12 protein-coding genes are annotated in these 15,574 nt (G+C 38.0%); 8 read left to right on the top strand and 4 right to left on the bottom strand.

Annotated features, from left to right (window positions below; genetic code table 11):
* Positions 1 to 32 precede the first annotated feature (32 nt).
* From KIM67_RS06735 to KIM67_RS06720, 4 genes are all read left to right on the top strand, one after another.
* Positions 33 to 2,132 carry a VWA domain-containing protein gene (locus tag KIM67_RS06735; RefSeq protein WP_213830582.1) on the top strand — a complete coding sequence of 700 codons (2,100 nt, stop codon included), beginning with the start codon at positions 33 to 35 and terminating at the stop codon, positions 2,130 to 2,132.
* A 180-nt stretch (positions 2,133 to 2,312) separates the two neighbouring features.
* Positions 2,313 to 3,659, top strand: coding sequence for a M24 family metallopeptidase (locus KIM67_RS06730; RefSeq protein WP_213830581.1), 1,347 nt, complete (start codon positions 2,313 to 2,315; stop codon positions 3,657 to 3,659).
* An 88-nt stretch (positions 3,660 to 3,747) separates the two neighbouring features.
* A complete protein-coding gene (locus KIM67_RS06725; protein ID WP_213830580.1) occupies positions 3,748 to 5,538 on the top strand; it encodes a hypothetical protein in 1,791 nt (596 codons plus the stop codon).
* Between the two features lie 5 nt (positions 5,539 to 5,543).
* Positions 5,544 to 6,695, top strand: a complete 1,152-nt coding sequence (locus tag KIM67_RS06720; RefSeq protein WP_213830579.1) for a carboxypeptidase-like regulatory domain-containing protein — start codon at positions 5,544 to 5,546, stop codon at positions 6,693 to 6,695.
* Here KIM67_RS06720 and KIM67_RS06715 read toward each other — a convergent pair whose 3' ends face one another.
* Positions 6,696 to 8,324: an acyl-CoA carboxylase subunit beta gene (locus tag KIM67_RS06715; RefSeq protein WP_213830578.1), complete on the bottom strand. Its 1,629-nt coding sequence runs from the start codon at positions 8,322 to 8,324 to the stop codon at positions 6,696 to 6,698. It lies immediately after the preceding gene.
* Positions 8,325 to 8,391: 67 nt separating this feature from the next.
* On the opposite strand from KIM67_RS06715, the gene KIM67_RS06710 reads away from it, so the two are divergent.
* From KIM67_RS06710 to ettA, 3 genes are all read left to right on the top strand, one after another.
* Entirely contained in the window at positions 8,392 to 9,375 is a 984-nt protein-coding gene (locus tag KIM67_RS06710; RefSeq protein WP_213830577.1) for a Gfo/Idh/MocA family protein, read from the top strand.
* Between the two features lie 66 nt (positions 9,376 to 9,441).
* On the top strand, positions 9,442 to 9,624 hold the full coding sequence (locus tag KIM67_RS06705) for a CAL67264 family membrane protein (protein WP_163419054.1): 183 nt from the start codon (positions 9,442 to 9,444) through the stop codon (positions 9,622 to 9,624).
* Positions 9,625 to 9,656: 32 nt separating this feature from the next.
* A complete protein-coding gene (gene ettA / locus KIM67_RS06700) occupies positions 9,657 to 11,348 on the top strand; it encodes an energy-dependent translational throttle protein EttA (protein ID WP_213830576.1) in 1,692 nt (563 codons plus the stop codon).
* A gap of 14 nt (positions 11,349 to 11,362) precedes the next feature.
* Here the strand turns inward: ettA and KIM67_RS06695 are convergent, their stop codons facing one another.
* Both KIM67_RS06695 and KIM67_RS06690 read right to left on the bottom strand, forming a co-directional pair.
* Entirely contained in the window at positions 11,363 to 12,043 is a 681-nt protein-coding gene (locus KIM67_RS06695; protein ID WP_213830575.1) for a hypothetical protein, read from the bottom strand.
* 66 nt (positions 12,044 to 12,109) lie between these two features.
* Positions 12,110 to 12,886, bottom strand: a complete 777-nt coding sequence (locus KIM67_RS06690; RefSeq protein WP_213830574.1) for an MBL fold metallo-hydrolase — start codon at positions 12,884 to 12,886, stop codon at positions 12,110 to 12,112.
* Between the two features lie 165 nt (positions 12,887 to 13,051).
* On the opposite strand from KIM67_RS06690, the gene KIM67_RS06685 reads away from it, so the two are divergent.
* Positions 13,052 to 13,939, top strand: coding sequence for a hypothetical protein (locus KIM67_RS06685; protein ID WP_213830573.1), 888 nt, complete (start codon positions 13,052 to 13,054; stop codon positions 13,937 to 13,939).
* Between the two features lie 78 nt (positions 13,940 to 14,017).
* On the opposite strand, the gene fumC is transcribed toward KIM67_RS06685, so the two are convergent.
* Entirely contained in the window at positions 14,018 to 15,415 is a 1,398-nt protein-coding gene (fumC, locus tag KIM67_RS06680; protein ID WP_213830572.1) for a class II fumarate hydratase, read from the bottom strand.
* Between the last annotated feature and the right edge of the window lie 159 nt (positions 15,416 to 15,574).

Below are 15,574 nucleotides of genomic sequence, written 5' to 3'. Positions count from 1 at the left end.
GTTAGCATTAAATCTAAAAAACCATTTCAATTATGAAAAATCTAATCTTTCTTTTTATCATTCTATCGACACTGCAAGTAGCTGCCCAATCGAAAAATATCACCGGAGTGGTAACAGATGAAGCCAAACAACCACTTCCGGGCGTAAATGTCATGGTCGAAGGAACTTCAAAAGGAACCCAGACCGATTTTGATGGAAACTATAGTATCACTGCACACCAAGGGCAAACTTTGGTATTCAATTATATAGGGTTTAAAACTTTCAAAGCCAAAATCGGTGCTGGTAATATCATTAATGTTAGTATGAAAGAAGACTCGCAAGCACTTGAAGAAGTTGTTATCGTAGCATACGATTCATATATTTCTCCACCAAAAAGTGCTCCATCCCCCGCACAAGTAAGGAGAAAAAAACAGAAAGCATACCATAACTCAATTTCGCAAGTCTTGCAAGGTAAAGTAGCTGGTGTCCAAATAACCAATAAAAGCCTTGCCCCCAGTACTGCACCAAATATAAAAATTAGAGGTATTAACACAATTAAAGCAGGAAAAGAACCTTTATATATTGTAGATGGGATTCCCATTCAAAAAATGAACAATAGTGTTGTTGCCAATATCGACCCCAATGCTATAGACAAATTAAATGTGTACAATGGAGCCAAAGCAAGACAGATGTTCGGGTCTTCTGCTAAAAATGGTTGTATCGTCATCACGACCAAAAAGGGCAATTATCATATAGAAAATGATGAAAACTATGCGCACATCTCTGAAAATAAATTTGAACAGGTTACCCTAAGCCCGTTGTCGACTTTTTCCATTGATGTAGATAAAGCTTCGTATAGCAATGTAAGACGAATGATCAATAATGGGCAACAGATTCCAATCGATGCTGTAAAGATTGAAGAGATGGTCAACTACTTCAATTATGAGTATCCACAACCAACAGAGCACCCCTTTTCAATAAACACGGAAGTAGTGCGCACTCCTTGGAACAAAGACACCAAACTGGTTAGAATAGGGTTGCAGGGCAAATCATACTCAGATGACGAATTACCCCCATCCAACCTTACCTTTTTAATAGATGTGTCTGGTTCAATGGGAAGTACCAACAAATTGCCGCTCCTAAAATCCGCTTTTAAATTATTGGTGAACCAATTACGTGAAAAGGATAAGGTAGCCATTGTGGTTTATGCTGGTGCAGCTGGAGAGGTCTTGTCACCGACAAGAGGTAGTAACAAAGAAAAAATCATAAATGCTATTGAAAACTTGGAATCGGGAGGTTCAACGGCTGGTGGTGCAGGCATAGAACTTGCCTATAGGTTGGCACAGAAAAACTTTATTAAGAACGGAAACAATCGGGTGATTCTAGCGACCGATGGTGATTTTAATGTAGGACGCTCAAGCGATAAGGCTATGGTCGAATTGATTGAGGAAAAACGCAAAACTGGAGTGTTCTTATCCGTTTTGGGATTTGGTATGGGGAATTATAAAGATTCCAAAATGGAAAAGTTGGCGGATAAAGGTAATGGCAACCACGCATATATCGATACAATGCAGGAAGCACAAAAGGTTTTTGGACAAGAATTTGGTGGAACCCTGTACACGATAGCCAAGGATGTCAAAATTCAAGTAGAATTCAATCCACAAGCAGTTAAGGCATACCGACTCATAGGATATGAAAATAGAATGTTGGCAGATGAGGATTTTATCGATGATACCAAGGATGCAGGTGAGCTGGGCAGTGGTCATACTGTAACAGCACTATATGAAATAATTCCTAGTGGAGTAGAAAGTCCCTATCTTAAAAAGGTTCACGATTTAAAATATTCAAATCTAAAGGTCAAAGAAGAATCAAATGACTTATTGACCGTCAAATTTAGGTACAAGAAGCCTGATGGAAACGTAAGCACGGAAATCAACCAAGTATTGAAAGACCATGTAACCGCTATTTCACCAGATTTTAGTTTTGCAGCTTCGGTGGCGTTGTTCGGGCTTCACTTAAGAAAATCCCAGTACACCAATAATACATCTTTAGATGATGTCATTAATCTTGCCGAAAACGGGATTGTAAATGATAACCAGGGGTACAGAACAGAATTTATAAGGCTTGTTAAATCATATAATGAAAGTATGTAAAAAGATAGCGTCTAAAAAGTGTGTTCATTTGTTATATTGAGCCTGTCGAATAGTTTAATTTATCGATTATTTACAATCGGTTTCGACAGACTCAACCTGACAAAGATGACAAGTAGCTTTTTTAAAGAGCTTGTTTTTGTCTATGTGAAATGATGTATTTTTAGAGTAAAGATTTTCACCATGAAAAAAAGTATCCTTTGCCTTTTCAGTATTGTTTCATCCATTGCATATGCCCAACAGATTTTACCAGAAGTTGAACGAGCCAAAGTAGTGGACGAGATATTGGAAGAACGCTTCAACAATTTGCTTCCGAAACTTATGGACGATACGGGAATAGATATGTGGATTCTCATTTCCAGAGAGTATAATGAGGATCCAGTCCTAAAAACAATGCTACCTGCGACATGGTTGAATGCCCGCAGAAGGACTATTTTACTTTTTTACAGGAACAAGGCCAAGAATTCCATTGATAAACTGGCCGTGGCACGTTATAATGTTGGAAAAAGCATTCAATCGGCATGGGATAAGGAAAAAGAGCCAAATCAATGGAAACGCTTAATGCAGCTCATAGAAGAACGAAACCCCAAAAAAATAGGCCTTAACTTTTCCAAAGATCATAATATTGCCGATGGTTTGGATAAAACAGATTATGATGAGTTTATGGCCAACCTGCCAAAAAAGCAACAATCAAAAGTAGTATCTGCGGAACAATTGGCAGTCCGTTGGATTGAGACACGTATAAATAGGGAGATGGTCATCTATAATCAATTGGTGGACATAACCCATGATATCATTGCTGAAGCGTTTTCAGAAAAGACGATTACGCCCGGAGTTACCACAACAACGGAAGTAGAGTGGTGGATGCGTCAAAAAGTTACGGATTTGGGATTGGAAACGTGGTTTCATCCAACGGTTGATGTACAACGAACCAGTGAAGAATTGGTAGGACATTTGTATTCATTCTCCGGTAGACCTGATGATTTGATTATTCAACCGGGAGATTTGTTGCATTGCGATTTTGGTATAACCTATTTACGTTTGAACACAGACTGTCAAGAACTGGCTTATGTGCTAAAACCTAATGAAAAAGCTGCACCTAAATTCTTGGTCGATGGATTGAAAGATGGAAATCGTGTCCAAGATTTTCTTACACAAAATATGATAAAGGGAAGAACTGGAAACCAAATCTTGGCAAAGTCGTTACAAGAAGCAAAAGGTGCAGGATTGCGTCCGGCAATTTATACACATCCGCTTGGGCTCTATGGACATTCTGCTGGTACTACAATCGGCATGTGGGATGCCCAGGACGGTGTGATGAAAGATGACGGGGAAAACTACCCTTTAAATCCAAATACAGTTTATGCTATAGAGCTAAATACCACTATTACAATTCCAGAATGGAAACGTGACATTCGAATTATGCTTGAAGAAGCAGGGTTTTATGGCGAAGATGGATTTCGCTATGTTAACGGTAGACAGACCGAACTTCTTTTAATCCCCAGAATTAAGGAACATTTAGGAAATTAAGGTTGTTTAAATAGTTGCCTTTCAGTATCTTAAACATGTAAGCTTTTGGTTGTACTAAATCAAGTATAATCTTTAAAACCCACATGCTATGAAAATACTATTTACGTGTTTCCTATCTTTTTTTGTCGTTACTATTTGTTTTTCACAAGAACGATTGATAACTGGCAAAATAACTGATGGAGGAGGTGATTTTTTCCAAAATGCAAAAATCCAAGTCATAAATCAAGATGTATCCGCGACTTCTGATGCGGATGGGTATTATACGATTGCTGCATCACCGGGAGATGTGCTTTTTTATAGTGCAGAAGGAATGGAACCAGTTCAAATTCGTGTAGAGGATGTTACCAAAAGACTAAATCTGGAACTATTTCCTAGAATTGAAAAATTGGAAAACGTAACCGTGACCAAAAAAAGACGTAACAGTCAAAAGGAGTTGGAGATAGATTATGCCAGTAACCCAAATATTATCAAAACTGCTTTCGGCTATTTGAATAAAGAAAAGGCTTCTTACTCTATGAGGATATTGGACAGTAAGGACTTCTTGCAGGGAGAGTATGATTTGGTCAGGGTATTACGGGGTAGATTTGCAGGTGTTACTGTTTTAAGGGGCGCTACTACCGGAGTACTTACCATTCCTGGCAGTCCAGAGTTTAACGCTTTAAGTACGCAAACGAGTAATGCGACAGTTCTAATCAGGGGCAAAAGGGCTATCTATGATGTAGATGGTCAAATATTTACTGATTTCCCTGATTTTATCGATGTCCAGAATATAGAACGTATTGCGGTTATAGCATCAGCAGCAGGAACTGTTCGTTACGGAAATGTAGGTAGTGGTGGCGTAGTGGTCATAAATACAAAAACCGGGACTATAATTCCAAAGGATAAAAACAACCTAGTGATGGATAGTGCTAGACTTTTGAATAATTATTACATGGGAACAGCGCTTACCGAGGCGGATATTCTAAAAAATGCACCCAACTATCTTAAGGAATTAAAAAGTTCCAATTCTTTTGAAGAGGCAAAAACCAAGTATGAATCCAATGTTGAAAAGTATAGGAATTCTCCATACTTCATTCTGGATTCCTACCAATATTTCTTCGAAAAATGGAACCAAGAAGCCTATGCTGATAAGATTATTGATGATAGCTTTTCCATTTTCGGTAATAATCCTCTTCTGCTAAAAGCACTGGCTTACATTTATGAGTCGCAGGAACGTTACGAGTTTGCCAATGATGCATATAAAGAGGTTTTTATTCTTAGACCAAACTATGCGCAATCTTATAGAGACTTAGCGCTGAGCAATAGAACTGTAAGTGAACCTAAGAAAGCAGCGATGCTTTATGCACGTTACTTTTATTTGTTGGATGAAAACTTTATGCAAGCAGATACTAGCAGTTTCTCCAAGATAATCAATAGAGAATTCAATAACCTACTGGCCTTGGAAAAAACAGATATGATGAAACGTTCTGAAGGTAAGAAAATAAAGGTAGCGGATGAGGATTTTAAAGGAACCCGATTGGTTTTTGAATGGAACGACAGTGAAGCAGAATTTGATTTACAATTCTTGAACCCAGATAACCAATATTATATTTGGAACCATAGTCTAGAGGCAAATGCTGATACTATTGCCACAGAAAAGAATTTAGGATATTCATGCTCTGAATACTTGATAGATGATTCTTTGGCGGGTACATGGAAAGTGAACATTAAGTACTTGGGCAACAAAAGCTTGACCCCTACATATCTTAAAGCGAAGATTTACCATAATTATGGAGAGAAATCCCAATATAGTGAAACAAAGGTCTTCAAACTGGACATCAAAAATGCCAATAGGGAGCTTTTCAACATAACAAAAAATGTTTCGGTGGCCTCAAAATAGATGCTATGAAAATATGCTATGGTCTTTTTTTGGGATGTACCATATTACTTTCAAATATTCTATCTGCTCAACTTGATTATAAGGGTAAAATTCTTGATGCTAAAAGTGGATTGCCCATACCTTATGTAAATATTGGAATAATTGAAAAGGGTGTTGGTACGGTCAGTGATGAGGAGGGTATATTTCATCTGGAATTTAATCCTGATCTCTACACTTCGAAGGATGTTGTTTTATTTTCTTCCTTAGGATATGAAACACTAGAGATTCCCATTTCTAATTTGAAATTTGTATACAATGAATATCCGACACTAAAATTAAATCCTTCGATTTTAGAATTGAATGAGGTCATCGTAACGGACAAAAAAGGAGATTTTGTAGAAAAATCCGTTGGTTACAAAAATACAGGTGAAAAAGTATATGGATACTGGAAGGACAATATTGCACTTGGTGGAGAATTAGCCTCTCATATTTCCATTGCTAAAGGACTACGGCAGCTTAAATCCTTTGGATTCGAAGTCTGGGAAAATATATCTGATAGTGTTCTGGTACGGATAAATGTTTATGATATAGACAAGTCTTGGGGTTTTCCAAAAAATAACCTGAATCAATCTACAGAAAATATCCTGCATACTATAAAGAAGAATGATATGTTCGCACATGTAGATTTAATCCCTTTTTCCATTTTTGTAAGGGACGATTTTATTGTTTCTATTGAATTACTCCAAGTATATGGCAAAGAAAAACCGAGAATGGCTTTGGCAGGAGTCTCTTATGGTAATGGTTCTTTTAGAAAATATGCCAGCCAAGATAAGTGGGAGAAAATATCGGAGAAGAGCATGGCCTTTTTTATGGAAACTTCGTATTTCGTTTCTGTAAATGAAGCAGAAAGGATAAGAAAGAGAGAGAAAAGGCGCAAAGAAAAGCTGCCCATGATTTCTGGTTTTGTTATAGAAAACAGTAATATGATTTCTAATGTGACCGTCCGAAATCTAAGAACCAAAGAGTGGACTACAAGCGATGAAAATGGTAGGTATACACTTCATGCAAAACCCAAAGACAGGCTTCTTTTTACTAAAAAAGGCTATTTCAACACCAGTTTACAAGTGAGAAAAAGACCTTCTTTAAATGTTAAGCTTAAACTAAGAACATCATCTTAGCTACACTTGCAAAACCCCCATATTGAATTGTTTCTCAATAGGTGCATGATTGGCAGCTTCAATCCCCATCGATATCCATTTCCTGGTATCCAATGGGTCGATTATGGCATCGGTCCATAGTCTTGATGCTGCGTAATACGGCGAAATCTGATTGTCATATCGTTGTTTAATTTCATCGAACAATGCTTTCTCTTTTTCGGCATCTAATTTTTCCCCATTTTTTTCCAACGAAGCCTTTTCAATCTGCATTAATACCTTAGCGGCAGAGTTTCCGCTCATTACCGCAAGCTCTGCACTTGGCCAAGCTACGATAAGCCTGGGGTCATAGGCTTTTCCACACATGGCATAATTTCCTGCGCCATAGCTGTTACCAATGACTACCGTGAATTTTGGTACTACGGAGTTACTCACGGCATTTACCATTTTGGCACCGTCCTTTATAATACCACCGTGTTCACTTTTACTGCCGACCATAAAACCGGTAACATCCTGTAAAAAGATCAATGGTATTTTCTTTTGATTGCAATTTGCAATGAATCTGGTGGCTTTATCGGCGGAGTCGGAATAAATAACTCCTCCAAATTGCATTTCACCCTTTTTGGTTTTCACAACTTTCCGCTGATTGGCAACTATACCAACGGCCCATCCATCAATTCGGGCGTAGCCTGTTAAAATGCTCTTACCAAAACCTTCTTTGTATTGATCAAATTCTGAGTTATCGACCAAGCGTTTTATAATCTCCAACATATCGTATTGATCACCTCTCGAAGCCGGAAGAATTCCATAAATATCATCACCATTTTCAGCAGGATTTTTACTTTCGATTCTATTGAAACCAGCTTTTTCAAAATCACCGATTTTAGAAACGATATTCTTTATTTTATCCAGTGCATCTTTGTCATCCTTGGCTTTGTAATCGGTGACTCCACTAATCTCAGAGTGAGTGGTAGCGCCCCCTAAGCTTTCATTATCGATGCTCTCACCAATAGCAGCTTTCACTAAATAGCTCCCGGCTAAAAAGATACTCCCTGTTTTATCGACTATTATTGCTTCATCGCTCATAATGGGTAAATAAGCCCCGCCAGCTACGCAACTACCCATGACAGCGGATATTTGAGTGATACCCATACTGCTCATAATGGCGTTGTTCCTAAAAATCCGACCAAAATGTTCTTTGTCGGGGAAAATCTCATCTTGCATGGGTAAGTAAACGCCGGCACTATCGACCAAATATATAATCGGTAATTTGTTTTCTATAGAAATCTCTTGGGCTCTTAGGTTTTTCTTTCCCGTAATGGGAAACCAAGCCCCAGCTTTTACCGTGGCATCATTAGCAACGACAACACATTGTTTGCCCTGCACATAGCCAATTTTAACAACAACCCCTGCGGATGGACAACCTCCATGTTCCGCATACATTCCATCACCTGCAAAAGCTCCAATTTCAATAGAATCGGTATCAGTATCCAAAAGATGTTCAATACGCTCACGCGCTGTCATTTTGCCTTTGGCATGATGTTTCTCAATTCGCTTTTTACCTCCTCCAAGCTTTACTGCAGTCAGTCTTTTCCGAAGTTCTGAAAGCTTTAATTTGTTGTGGTCTTCATTTTTATTGAAGTTAATATCCATAGCTATTAAACCAGTTTTGTCTTGATGGTTAAAGATAAGGAGTTATAATCATTACTTTTGATTTCATATGAAAACTAAAATTAGATGGGGTATCATAGGCCCTGGAAATATTGCTAAAAAATTTACTAAAGATCTTCAACTTTTTGAAGATGTAGAAATTGGGGCAGTAGCTTCCAGAAGCTTGGAAAAAGCACAAAAGTTTGCCAATGAGTTTGGAATTGAAAATGCTTATGGCAGCTATGAAGAATTATTTACAGCGCAAACCTCAGATGTTGTTTACATTGCTACGCCACACAACTTTCATAAAGATTTGGCTATAAAGGCCATGGAGTCTGGCAAACATGTCCTTTGCGAAAAACCACTTGGCGTATCCAGATCTGAAGTTGAGGAACTTATAAAAGTCGCCAGAACAAGTAAAGTATTTTTAATGGAGGGTTTATGGTCAAGGTTTAACCCATCCATTCAAAAAGTAAAGGAGCTCATTGACATGGGTGAAATAGGTAAAATATCATATGTACACGCAGATTTTGCTTTTTATGGCTTGGATAGGGGGGAAGATTCTAGGCTTCTAAACCCAAATTTAGCTTCTGGGTCACTATTGGATATTGGTATCTACCCTATTTTTTTAGCATACCTTATCTTGGGAATGCCCAATGAAGTGCTTGCTTCTTCCAATTTCCATCCGAATGGGACAGAGCTTCAAACATCCATGATCTTTCAATATGCAGATGCACAAGCTGTTTTATATTCCGGACTGACAAGTCGGTCTAAAATGGAAGCTGAAATTTCTGGTAATACAGGAGAACTGCTTATTCAACCAAGATGGCACGAAGCCAATAGCATTTCTTTGCTAAAAGATGGTGAGAAAAAGAATTTTGAACTTCCTATGGCAGGAAATGGTTTTGTACATGAGATAAAAGAAGTACATCGCTGTCTTGCTGCTAAAAAGTTGGAAAGTAGTCTTTGGTCGCATCAAAATAGCCTGGATTTATTGGAATTATTAGATCGAGTTCGAGAAAAAGCAGCGATAAAATTTCCTTTTGAAGCATAAACTCTTGCTTTGTCCTAATGATTATATCAATTTTTTACGATATTTGATTTTATACTAATTAACTATATGGTAATGAATAAGAATACTGTGCTGGCGTGGGCAACATGGATCATGATTTTTGTTGGAATGGGAATGATAGCGTTAGGTGCTTTTAAATATGATGATATTGCCGGATGGGGATTTGCAGCGGTCGGTATTGGTTTTTTTGCGATAGCTTGGGTTTTTAACGCACTCAAGGGCAGAGTATAGTTTTCCACAAATTTTAATATAAAAATATCTGAATGTCAGACGATAAGAAAGTCATCTTTTCAATGTCCGGGGTCACCAAGACTTTTAAAACGGCCAACACCCCTGTTTTAAAAAATATTTATCTCAGCTTTTTCTATGGGGCCAAAATTGGGATTTTAGGTCTAAACGGTTCTGGTAAATCAACCTTGCTCAAAATAATTTCTGGTCTGGATAAGAATTATCAGGGAGATGTAGTTTTCTCTCCCGGATACTCTGTAGGCTATCTTGAGCAAGAACCGCAGTTGGATGTTGAAAAAACCGTTCTTGAAATTGTAAAAGAGGGCGTGGCTGAAACAGTTGCCATATTAGATGAGTATAACAAAATCAACGATATGTTTGGTTTGCCCGAAGTATATGAGGATGCGGACAAAATGCAAAAGTTGATGGATAAGCAAGCAGCATTGCAAGATAAAATAGATGCTTCCAATGCTTGGGAACTGGATACAAAACTTGAAATTGCCATGGATGCGCTTCGTACTCCTGATTCTGATAAGAAAATAGGTGTGCTATCGGGCGGTGAAAAACGAAGGGTTGCATTATGCAGATTGTTATTGCAAGAGCCAGATGTACTGCTATTGGATGAGCCAACAAACCACTTGGATGCTGAATCTGTACATTGGTTGGAGCACCATTTGGCACAATATAAGGGAACGGTCATTGCAGTTACGCACGACCGTTACTTTTTGGACAACGTGGCCGGATGGATTTTGGAATTGGACAGGGGAGAGGGCATACCTTGGAAAGGAAATTACTCAAGTTGGTTAGATCAAAAATCCAAACGTCTTGCGCAAGAAAGTAAACAAGCCTCAAAACGCCAAAAAACATTGGAGCGAGAGTTAGAATGGGTTCGACAAGGCGCAAAAGGTAGGCAGACCAAACAAAAGGCACGTTTAAAAAATTACGATAAGTTATTAAGTCAGGACCAAAAACAACTAGAAGAAAAACTGGAAATCTACATTCCAAATGGTCCACGTTTGGGAACCAACGTTATTGAATCAAAAGGGGTAAGTAAAGCTTATGGTGATAAGTTGTTGTATGAGGAATTGAGCTTTAACCTTCCACAAGCTGGTATTGTTGGCATTATTGGCCCTAACGGTGCTGGTAAGACCACAATCTTTAGAATGATAATGGGCGAAGAAACTCCCGATAAGGGGGAATTTGTTGTTGGCGATACCGCAAAACTGGCCTATGTAGATCAAAGCCATTCCAACATAGATCCAAATAAAACCATTTGGGAAAATTTTAGTGATGGTCAAGAGTTGGTGACGATGGGAGGTAAGCAGGTGAATTCCAGAGCTTACCTAAGCCGATTTAATTTTTCGGGTAGCGAGCAAAATAAAAAGGTGAACATGTTGTCGGGTGGTGAACGTAACCGACTTCACTTGGCCATGACCCTCAAAGAAGAAGGAAATGTTCTGTTGCTTGATGAACCTACTAACGACCTCGATGTAAATACGTTAAGGGCACTAGAGGAAGGACTGGAAAACTTTGCGGGTTGTGCGGTTATTATATCTCATGACAGGTGGTTTTTAGATAGAATATGTACGCACATTTTAGCTTTCGAGGGTGATTCACAAGTATACTTCTTTGAAGGTTCCTTCTCAGACTATGAAGAAAACAAGAAGAAACGCCTTGGAACGGATATCATGCCCAAACGTATCAAATACAAAAAACTGATTCGTTAGTCAATTTTTAAATGCTATTTTTCCAAGGCCCTTAAACCTTCTTCAAGCAATTTCTTGGCTTCGGTCATGTATGCTTTTTGATGGGCTTCAAGACTATTTGGTTCACTTTTTGCTTCCGTGGGATCATAAACAAAGGATTTAGAAAGCGTAACCAGTTGATCGATGGCTTTTTTAGCAGTTTCTAATCTGTCGGTAGAGTGTTTTTCAAATATCTTCACCATTTCTTTCTCCATGGATACTTGTTCATTCTCTTGGGTATTGGCGTAGGCCTCATTTTCAATGGTACTTTCAGCATTATCTTCCACTACAACTGTTTGGGGCATTCCCAAAGTACATTCATCTAAAATAGTGATCAGTTCAGTGATCAAGCCCTTGGATTTTTTTGAGAAATACCTTCCGGCATCCCAATCTACTGGGTTCTTTGCCTTGTTCAAAGCTTCCATGGCATCAAGCATTTTATCTTTTGACTTTGCACAACTGCATTCTTCCATAAAGGCCTTAGACTTTTCAAGCGCAATTAAGGCCCTATCGGCATAATAGGTTTGATGTTCAAAATTGGTCGCTTCCAAAGCACTTTTTGTATGGTTGAGACCATAAGTAACTTTAGCATAAAAATTATCGCATTGATTGGATAGGGAAGTATTAATGGCAAGGAAGCACACCAATACAAACAAAACATAGGATTTGGGAACCATGGTTAAGTATTAATTTGGTTTGAGTCTTTTACTTAAACGATCTTAAACGCTCAATATTACATTTGTCTAAAAATCATCTTTGGGGTACCAGTCCAATTGAATTACTTTTATATGTTGATTTTCTTGATTTATCAACATTTTAAATTTCTTTACATCGCTCACGTTGGGTCGCCCTCGGTAATGATAAGGGTATACTTCTTTGGGTTTAAATTCTAAAACGGCATTGGCTGCATTTTCAACGGTCATGGTGTAGGGCAAATTCATACATACAAAAGCCTTATCAATATTCTTTAGAGCCCGCATTTCAGGAATATCCTCCGTATCCCCAGAAAAGTAGATTTTTTGGGCATCCATGGTCAATACATATCCATTGCCCCTTCCTTTTGTATGGAATTTTAATGCTTCTTCCCTTAGATTATACATGGGAATGGCTTCAATGGTAATACCATACCGTTCTTTACTGGCTCCGTTGTCCAAAACATCGATTTGTGGAGTGAATTCTTGTGGCATTTTATCTGCAACGGCTTGGGGTACTATAATCTTTGCTTTTTGGGTATTCAGCTGTTGTAGGGTTTCTAAGCTAAAATGGTCGCCATGTATATCCGTAATCAAAATTAAATCTGGTTGATAGTGCCCCTCGAATGCTTCTTTACCACCCACAGGGTCAATGTAGATGGTAATATCTTTCCATTCCAATACAGCGGTTGCATGTTCTATTGGAGTAATTTTCAGGGAGTCCGATTCATACTTCACAGTAGTATCTACAATTTCATGGCCCTTAATTTCCTTATACATAGAGGATAAAACTAGAACCAAAATCAAGGGCAAATAATTTTTTTTCATATTTAGAATTTTAATTAAACCCAGTAAAATAAAGGCTTCTAACGATTTAATAACTATTTTTTCAGTAGAATTTAATCTAAAAAAATCCAAACTAAAAACTAAAGCGTATATAAACCAAACTCAATTGATTAAATAGTTTTAACAAATCAATTAATTTACAAAGTTATGACTGAAACAAAAAGTAACAACGGATTAAAGGTAATAGCTGGTTTACTTGGTGTAGTTCTTTTGGGAACTATTATTTACACGGTAAGCCTTTACCAGGATAAGAAAAAGACCGCTAACGCTCTTACCCAAGAAAAGGAATTGGTGGTTGAAGATTTGAATAGCTTGAAGTCAGAATACGATAAAGCTATTTTGGAAAGCAACGCTACAAATGAAGAACTTGTTGCCGCAAGAGACAATATTGCAAAGTACATTGATTCTGTTCAAGGAATGAAGGCTGATATCGCTTCCCTTTCAAGATATAGAAGACAAGTTAGTGTACTTAAGAAAGAAAGAGAAGCATTGTTAAAGCAAGTTGACTCTTTGACGTCTTCCAATACGCTATTGGCCATGCAAAGAGATAGTACATTCACTGAATTGGAAAAGCAAACTGTATTCAACGATTCTTTAGTTGTTCAGAATACGCAACTTGCCGATGCTGTTGAAAGAGGTTCTGCTCTAAGTCTTTCTACTTTTACTGTTGATGCCGTGAAAGAAAGAAGCAGTGGAAAATTGGTTTCTACGTCTAGAGCTAAAGCTACTGACAAGTTCAAAGTATGTTTCACAATTGCGGACAACGTAATTGCAGAAGCTGGAGATAGAGAATTCTTTATTGAAGTTCTTGACCCTCAAGGAAACGTATTGGGAGACAGCTTTACAAAGTCTAGTGAAGAAGGAGCTTCTATTACCTATAGCAAAGGAACTAACTTTTACTATGAGAACAGTACCTTGGATGTTTGTGACTACATTAATAAGCCTGCTTCAGATTTCCAAAAAGGAAATTATATGGTGAATGTTTATGACAATGGTCTTAAACTATTGGGTACCTCTAAGTTCACCCTAAAATAATATACACTATCCACATTCAATTAAAAAACCCGATTCTGCGAAGAATCGGGTTTTTGCTTTATAAAATATTGAAGGTGATTACTTCAAACTACCAACCATATCTTCTGGCTTTACCCATTCATCATATTCTTCAGCAGTAACATAACCAAGGTTTATAGCTTCCTCTTTTAGTGTTGTGCCATTTTTATGGGCAGTATTGGCAATTTCAGCGGCTTTATAATAGCCAATTTTGGTATTTAATGCCGTAACCAACATTAGCGAGTTGTTCAATAATGTTTTGATGACTTCGTGGTTTGGTTCAATCCCAACCGCACAGTTTACATCAAAACTAACACAGGCATCACCCAATAGTTGTGCTGATTGTAGGATATTTGCTGCCATCATTGGTTTAAAAACATTGAGTTCATAATGTCCTTGTGTTCCCCCTACGCTTATAGCTACATCATTACCCATTACTTGGGCACATACCATGGTCAAAGCTTCACATTGCGTAGGATTTACTTTTCCGGGCATAATGGAACTACCGGGTTCGTTCGCGGGAATTATGATTTCACCAATACCAGAACGGGGTCCAGATGCCATCATTCTAATATCATTTGCTATTTTGTTTAAAGAAACTGCCAATAGCTTTAGAGCTCCGTGACTTTCCACGATTGCATCATGTGCCGCAAGTGCCTCAAATTTATTGCCGGCTGTTTTAAAAGGAAGGTTCGAAAATTGAGAAATGTATTTAGCGACCAAAACATCATAACCTTTTGGTGTATTTAGACCAGTACCAACAGCAGTACCGCCCAATGCCAGTTCACTAAGGTGTTCCATGGTATTCCTCAAGGCTTTTAAACCATGGTCCAATTGGGATACATAACCAGAGAATTCTTGACCTAAGGTTAGGGGAGTGGCATCCATTAAGTGTGTACGGCCTATCTTAACAACATCTTGGAACTCTTTGGATTTTTTCTCCAAAGTATCCCTTAACTGCTGAACTCCGGGTATGGTTACATCTATAATTTTTTTGTAGGCGGCAATATGCATTCCCGTTGGAAAGGTATCATTGGAAGATTGGCTTTTGTTGACATCATCATTGGGTTGGATGGTTTTTTCGCCTTCTCCTATCTTTTTTCCTGCAATTTCGTGGGCCCTGTTGGCAATGACCTCGTTCACGTTCATATTGCTCTGGGTCCCGGAACCGGTTTGCCAGATTACCAATGGAAACTGCTCATCGTGCTGTCCTGCTAAGATTTCATCGCAAACTTGTGCAATTAAATCCCGTTTTTCTATTGATAAAACTCCAAGCTCATGATTGGTGTAAGCAGCAGCTTTTTTAAGATAGGCAAAACCATAAACTACATCTAACGGCATAGAGGCTGGCGTACCAATTTTAAAATTATTTCTAGAGCGTTCGGTCTGTGCCCCCCAGTATTTGTCCGAAGGCACTTTTACCTCGCCCATCGTATCTTTTTCGATTCTAAAGCTCATTTCTCAAATTTTTAGATATGCAAAGTTAGGTGTTGTTCATTAAAATTATATGACATCTCTACAATTGTATATTTTTTAATTTGAGATTTGTTTTTTTAAAGGATTTCAAAGTATCTTTGTACAACAAAAGGAGTAAATCATGTTCGAATTTGACCAATA

Origin of the sequence: Flagellimonas sp. 389, assembly GCF_018449435.1 — a bacterium.
Lineage (GTDB): Bacteria > Bacteroidota > Bacteroidia > Flavobacteriales > Flavobacteriaceae > Flagellimonas.
Note: the sequence above shows the minus strand (reverse complement) of the source record. Positions and strands in the feature narration are given on the sequence as shown.

Bases quoted from the DNA above. Each gene is read 5' to 3' on its own strand.
- KIM67_RS06705 (WP_163419054.1), top strand. From the start codon at position 9,442: ATGGTAATGAATAAGAATACTGTGCTGGCGTGGGCAACATGGATCATG.
- KIM67_RS06730 (WP_213830581.1), top strand. From the start codon at position 2,313: ATGAAAAAAAGTATCCTTTGCCTTTTCAGTATTGTTTCATCCATTGCA.
- KIM67_RS06710 (WP_213830577.1), top strand. From the start codon at position 8,392: ATGAAAACTAAAATTAGATGGGGTATCATAGGCCCTGGAAATATTGCT.
- KIM67_RS06690 (WP_213830574.1), bottom strand. From the start codon at position 12,886: ATGAAAAAAAATTATTTGCCCTTGATTTTGGTTCTAGTTTTATCCTCT.
- KIM67_RS06685 (WP_213830573.1), top strand. From the start codon at position 13,052: ATGACTGAAACAAAAAGTAACAACGGATTAAAGGTAATAGCTGGTTTA.
- KIM67_RS06725 (WP_213830580.1), top strand. From the start codon at position 3,748: ATGAAAATACTATTTACGTGTTTCCTATCTTTTTTTGTCGTTACTATT.
- KIM67_RS06735 (WP_213830582.1), top strand. From the start codon at position 33: ATGAAAAATCTAATCTTTCTTTTTATCATTCTATCGACACTGCAAGTA.
- KIM67_RS06715 (WP_213830578.1), bottom strand. From the start codon at position 8,324: ATGGATATTAACTTCAATAAAAATGAAGACCACAACAAATTAAAGCTT.
- ettA (WP_213830576.1), top strand. From the start codon at position 9,657: ATGTCAGACGATAAGAAAGTCATCTTTTCAATGTCCGGGGTCACCAAG.
- KIM67_RS06720 (WP_213830579.1), top strand. From the start codon at position 5,544: ATGAAAATATGCTATGGTCTTTTTTTGGGATGTACCATATTACTTTCA.
- fumC (WP_213830572.1), bottom strand. From the start codon at position 15,415: ATGAGCTTTAGAATCGAAAAAGATACGATGGGCGAGGTAAAAGTGCCT.
- KIM67_RS06695 (WP_213830575.1), bottom strand. From the start codon at position 12,043: ATGGTTCCCAAATCCTATGTTTTGTTTGTATTGGTGTGCTTCCTTGCC.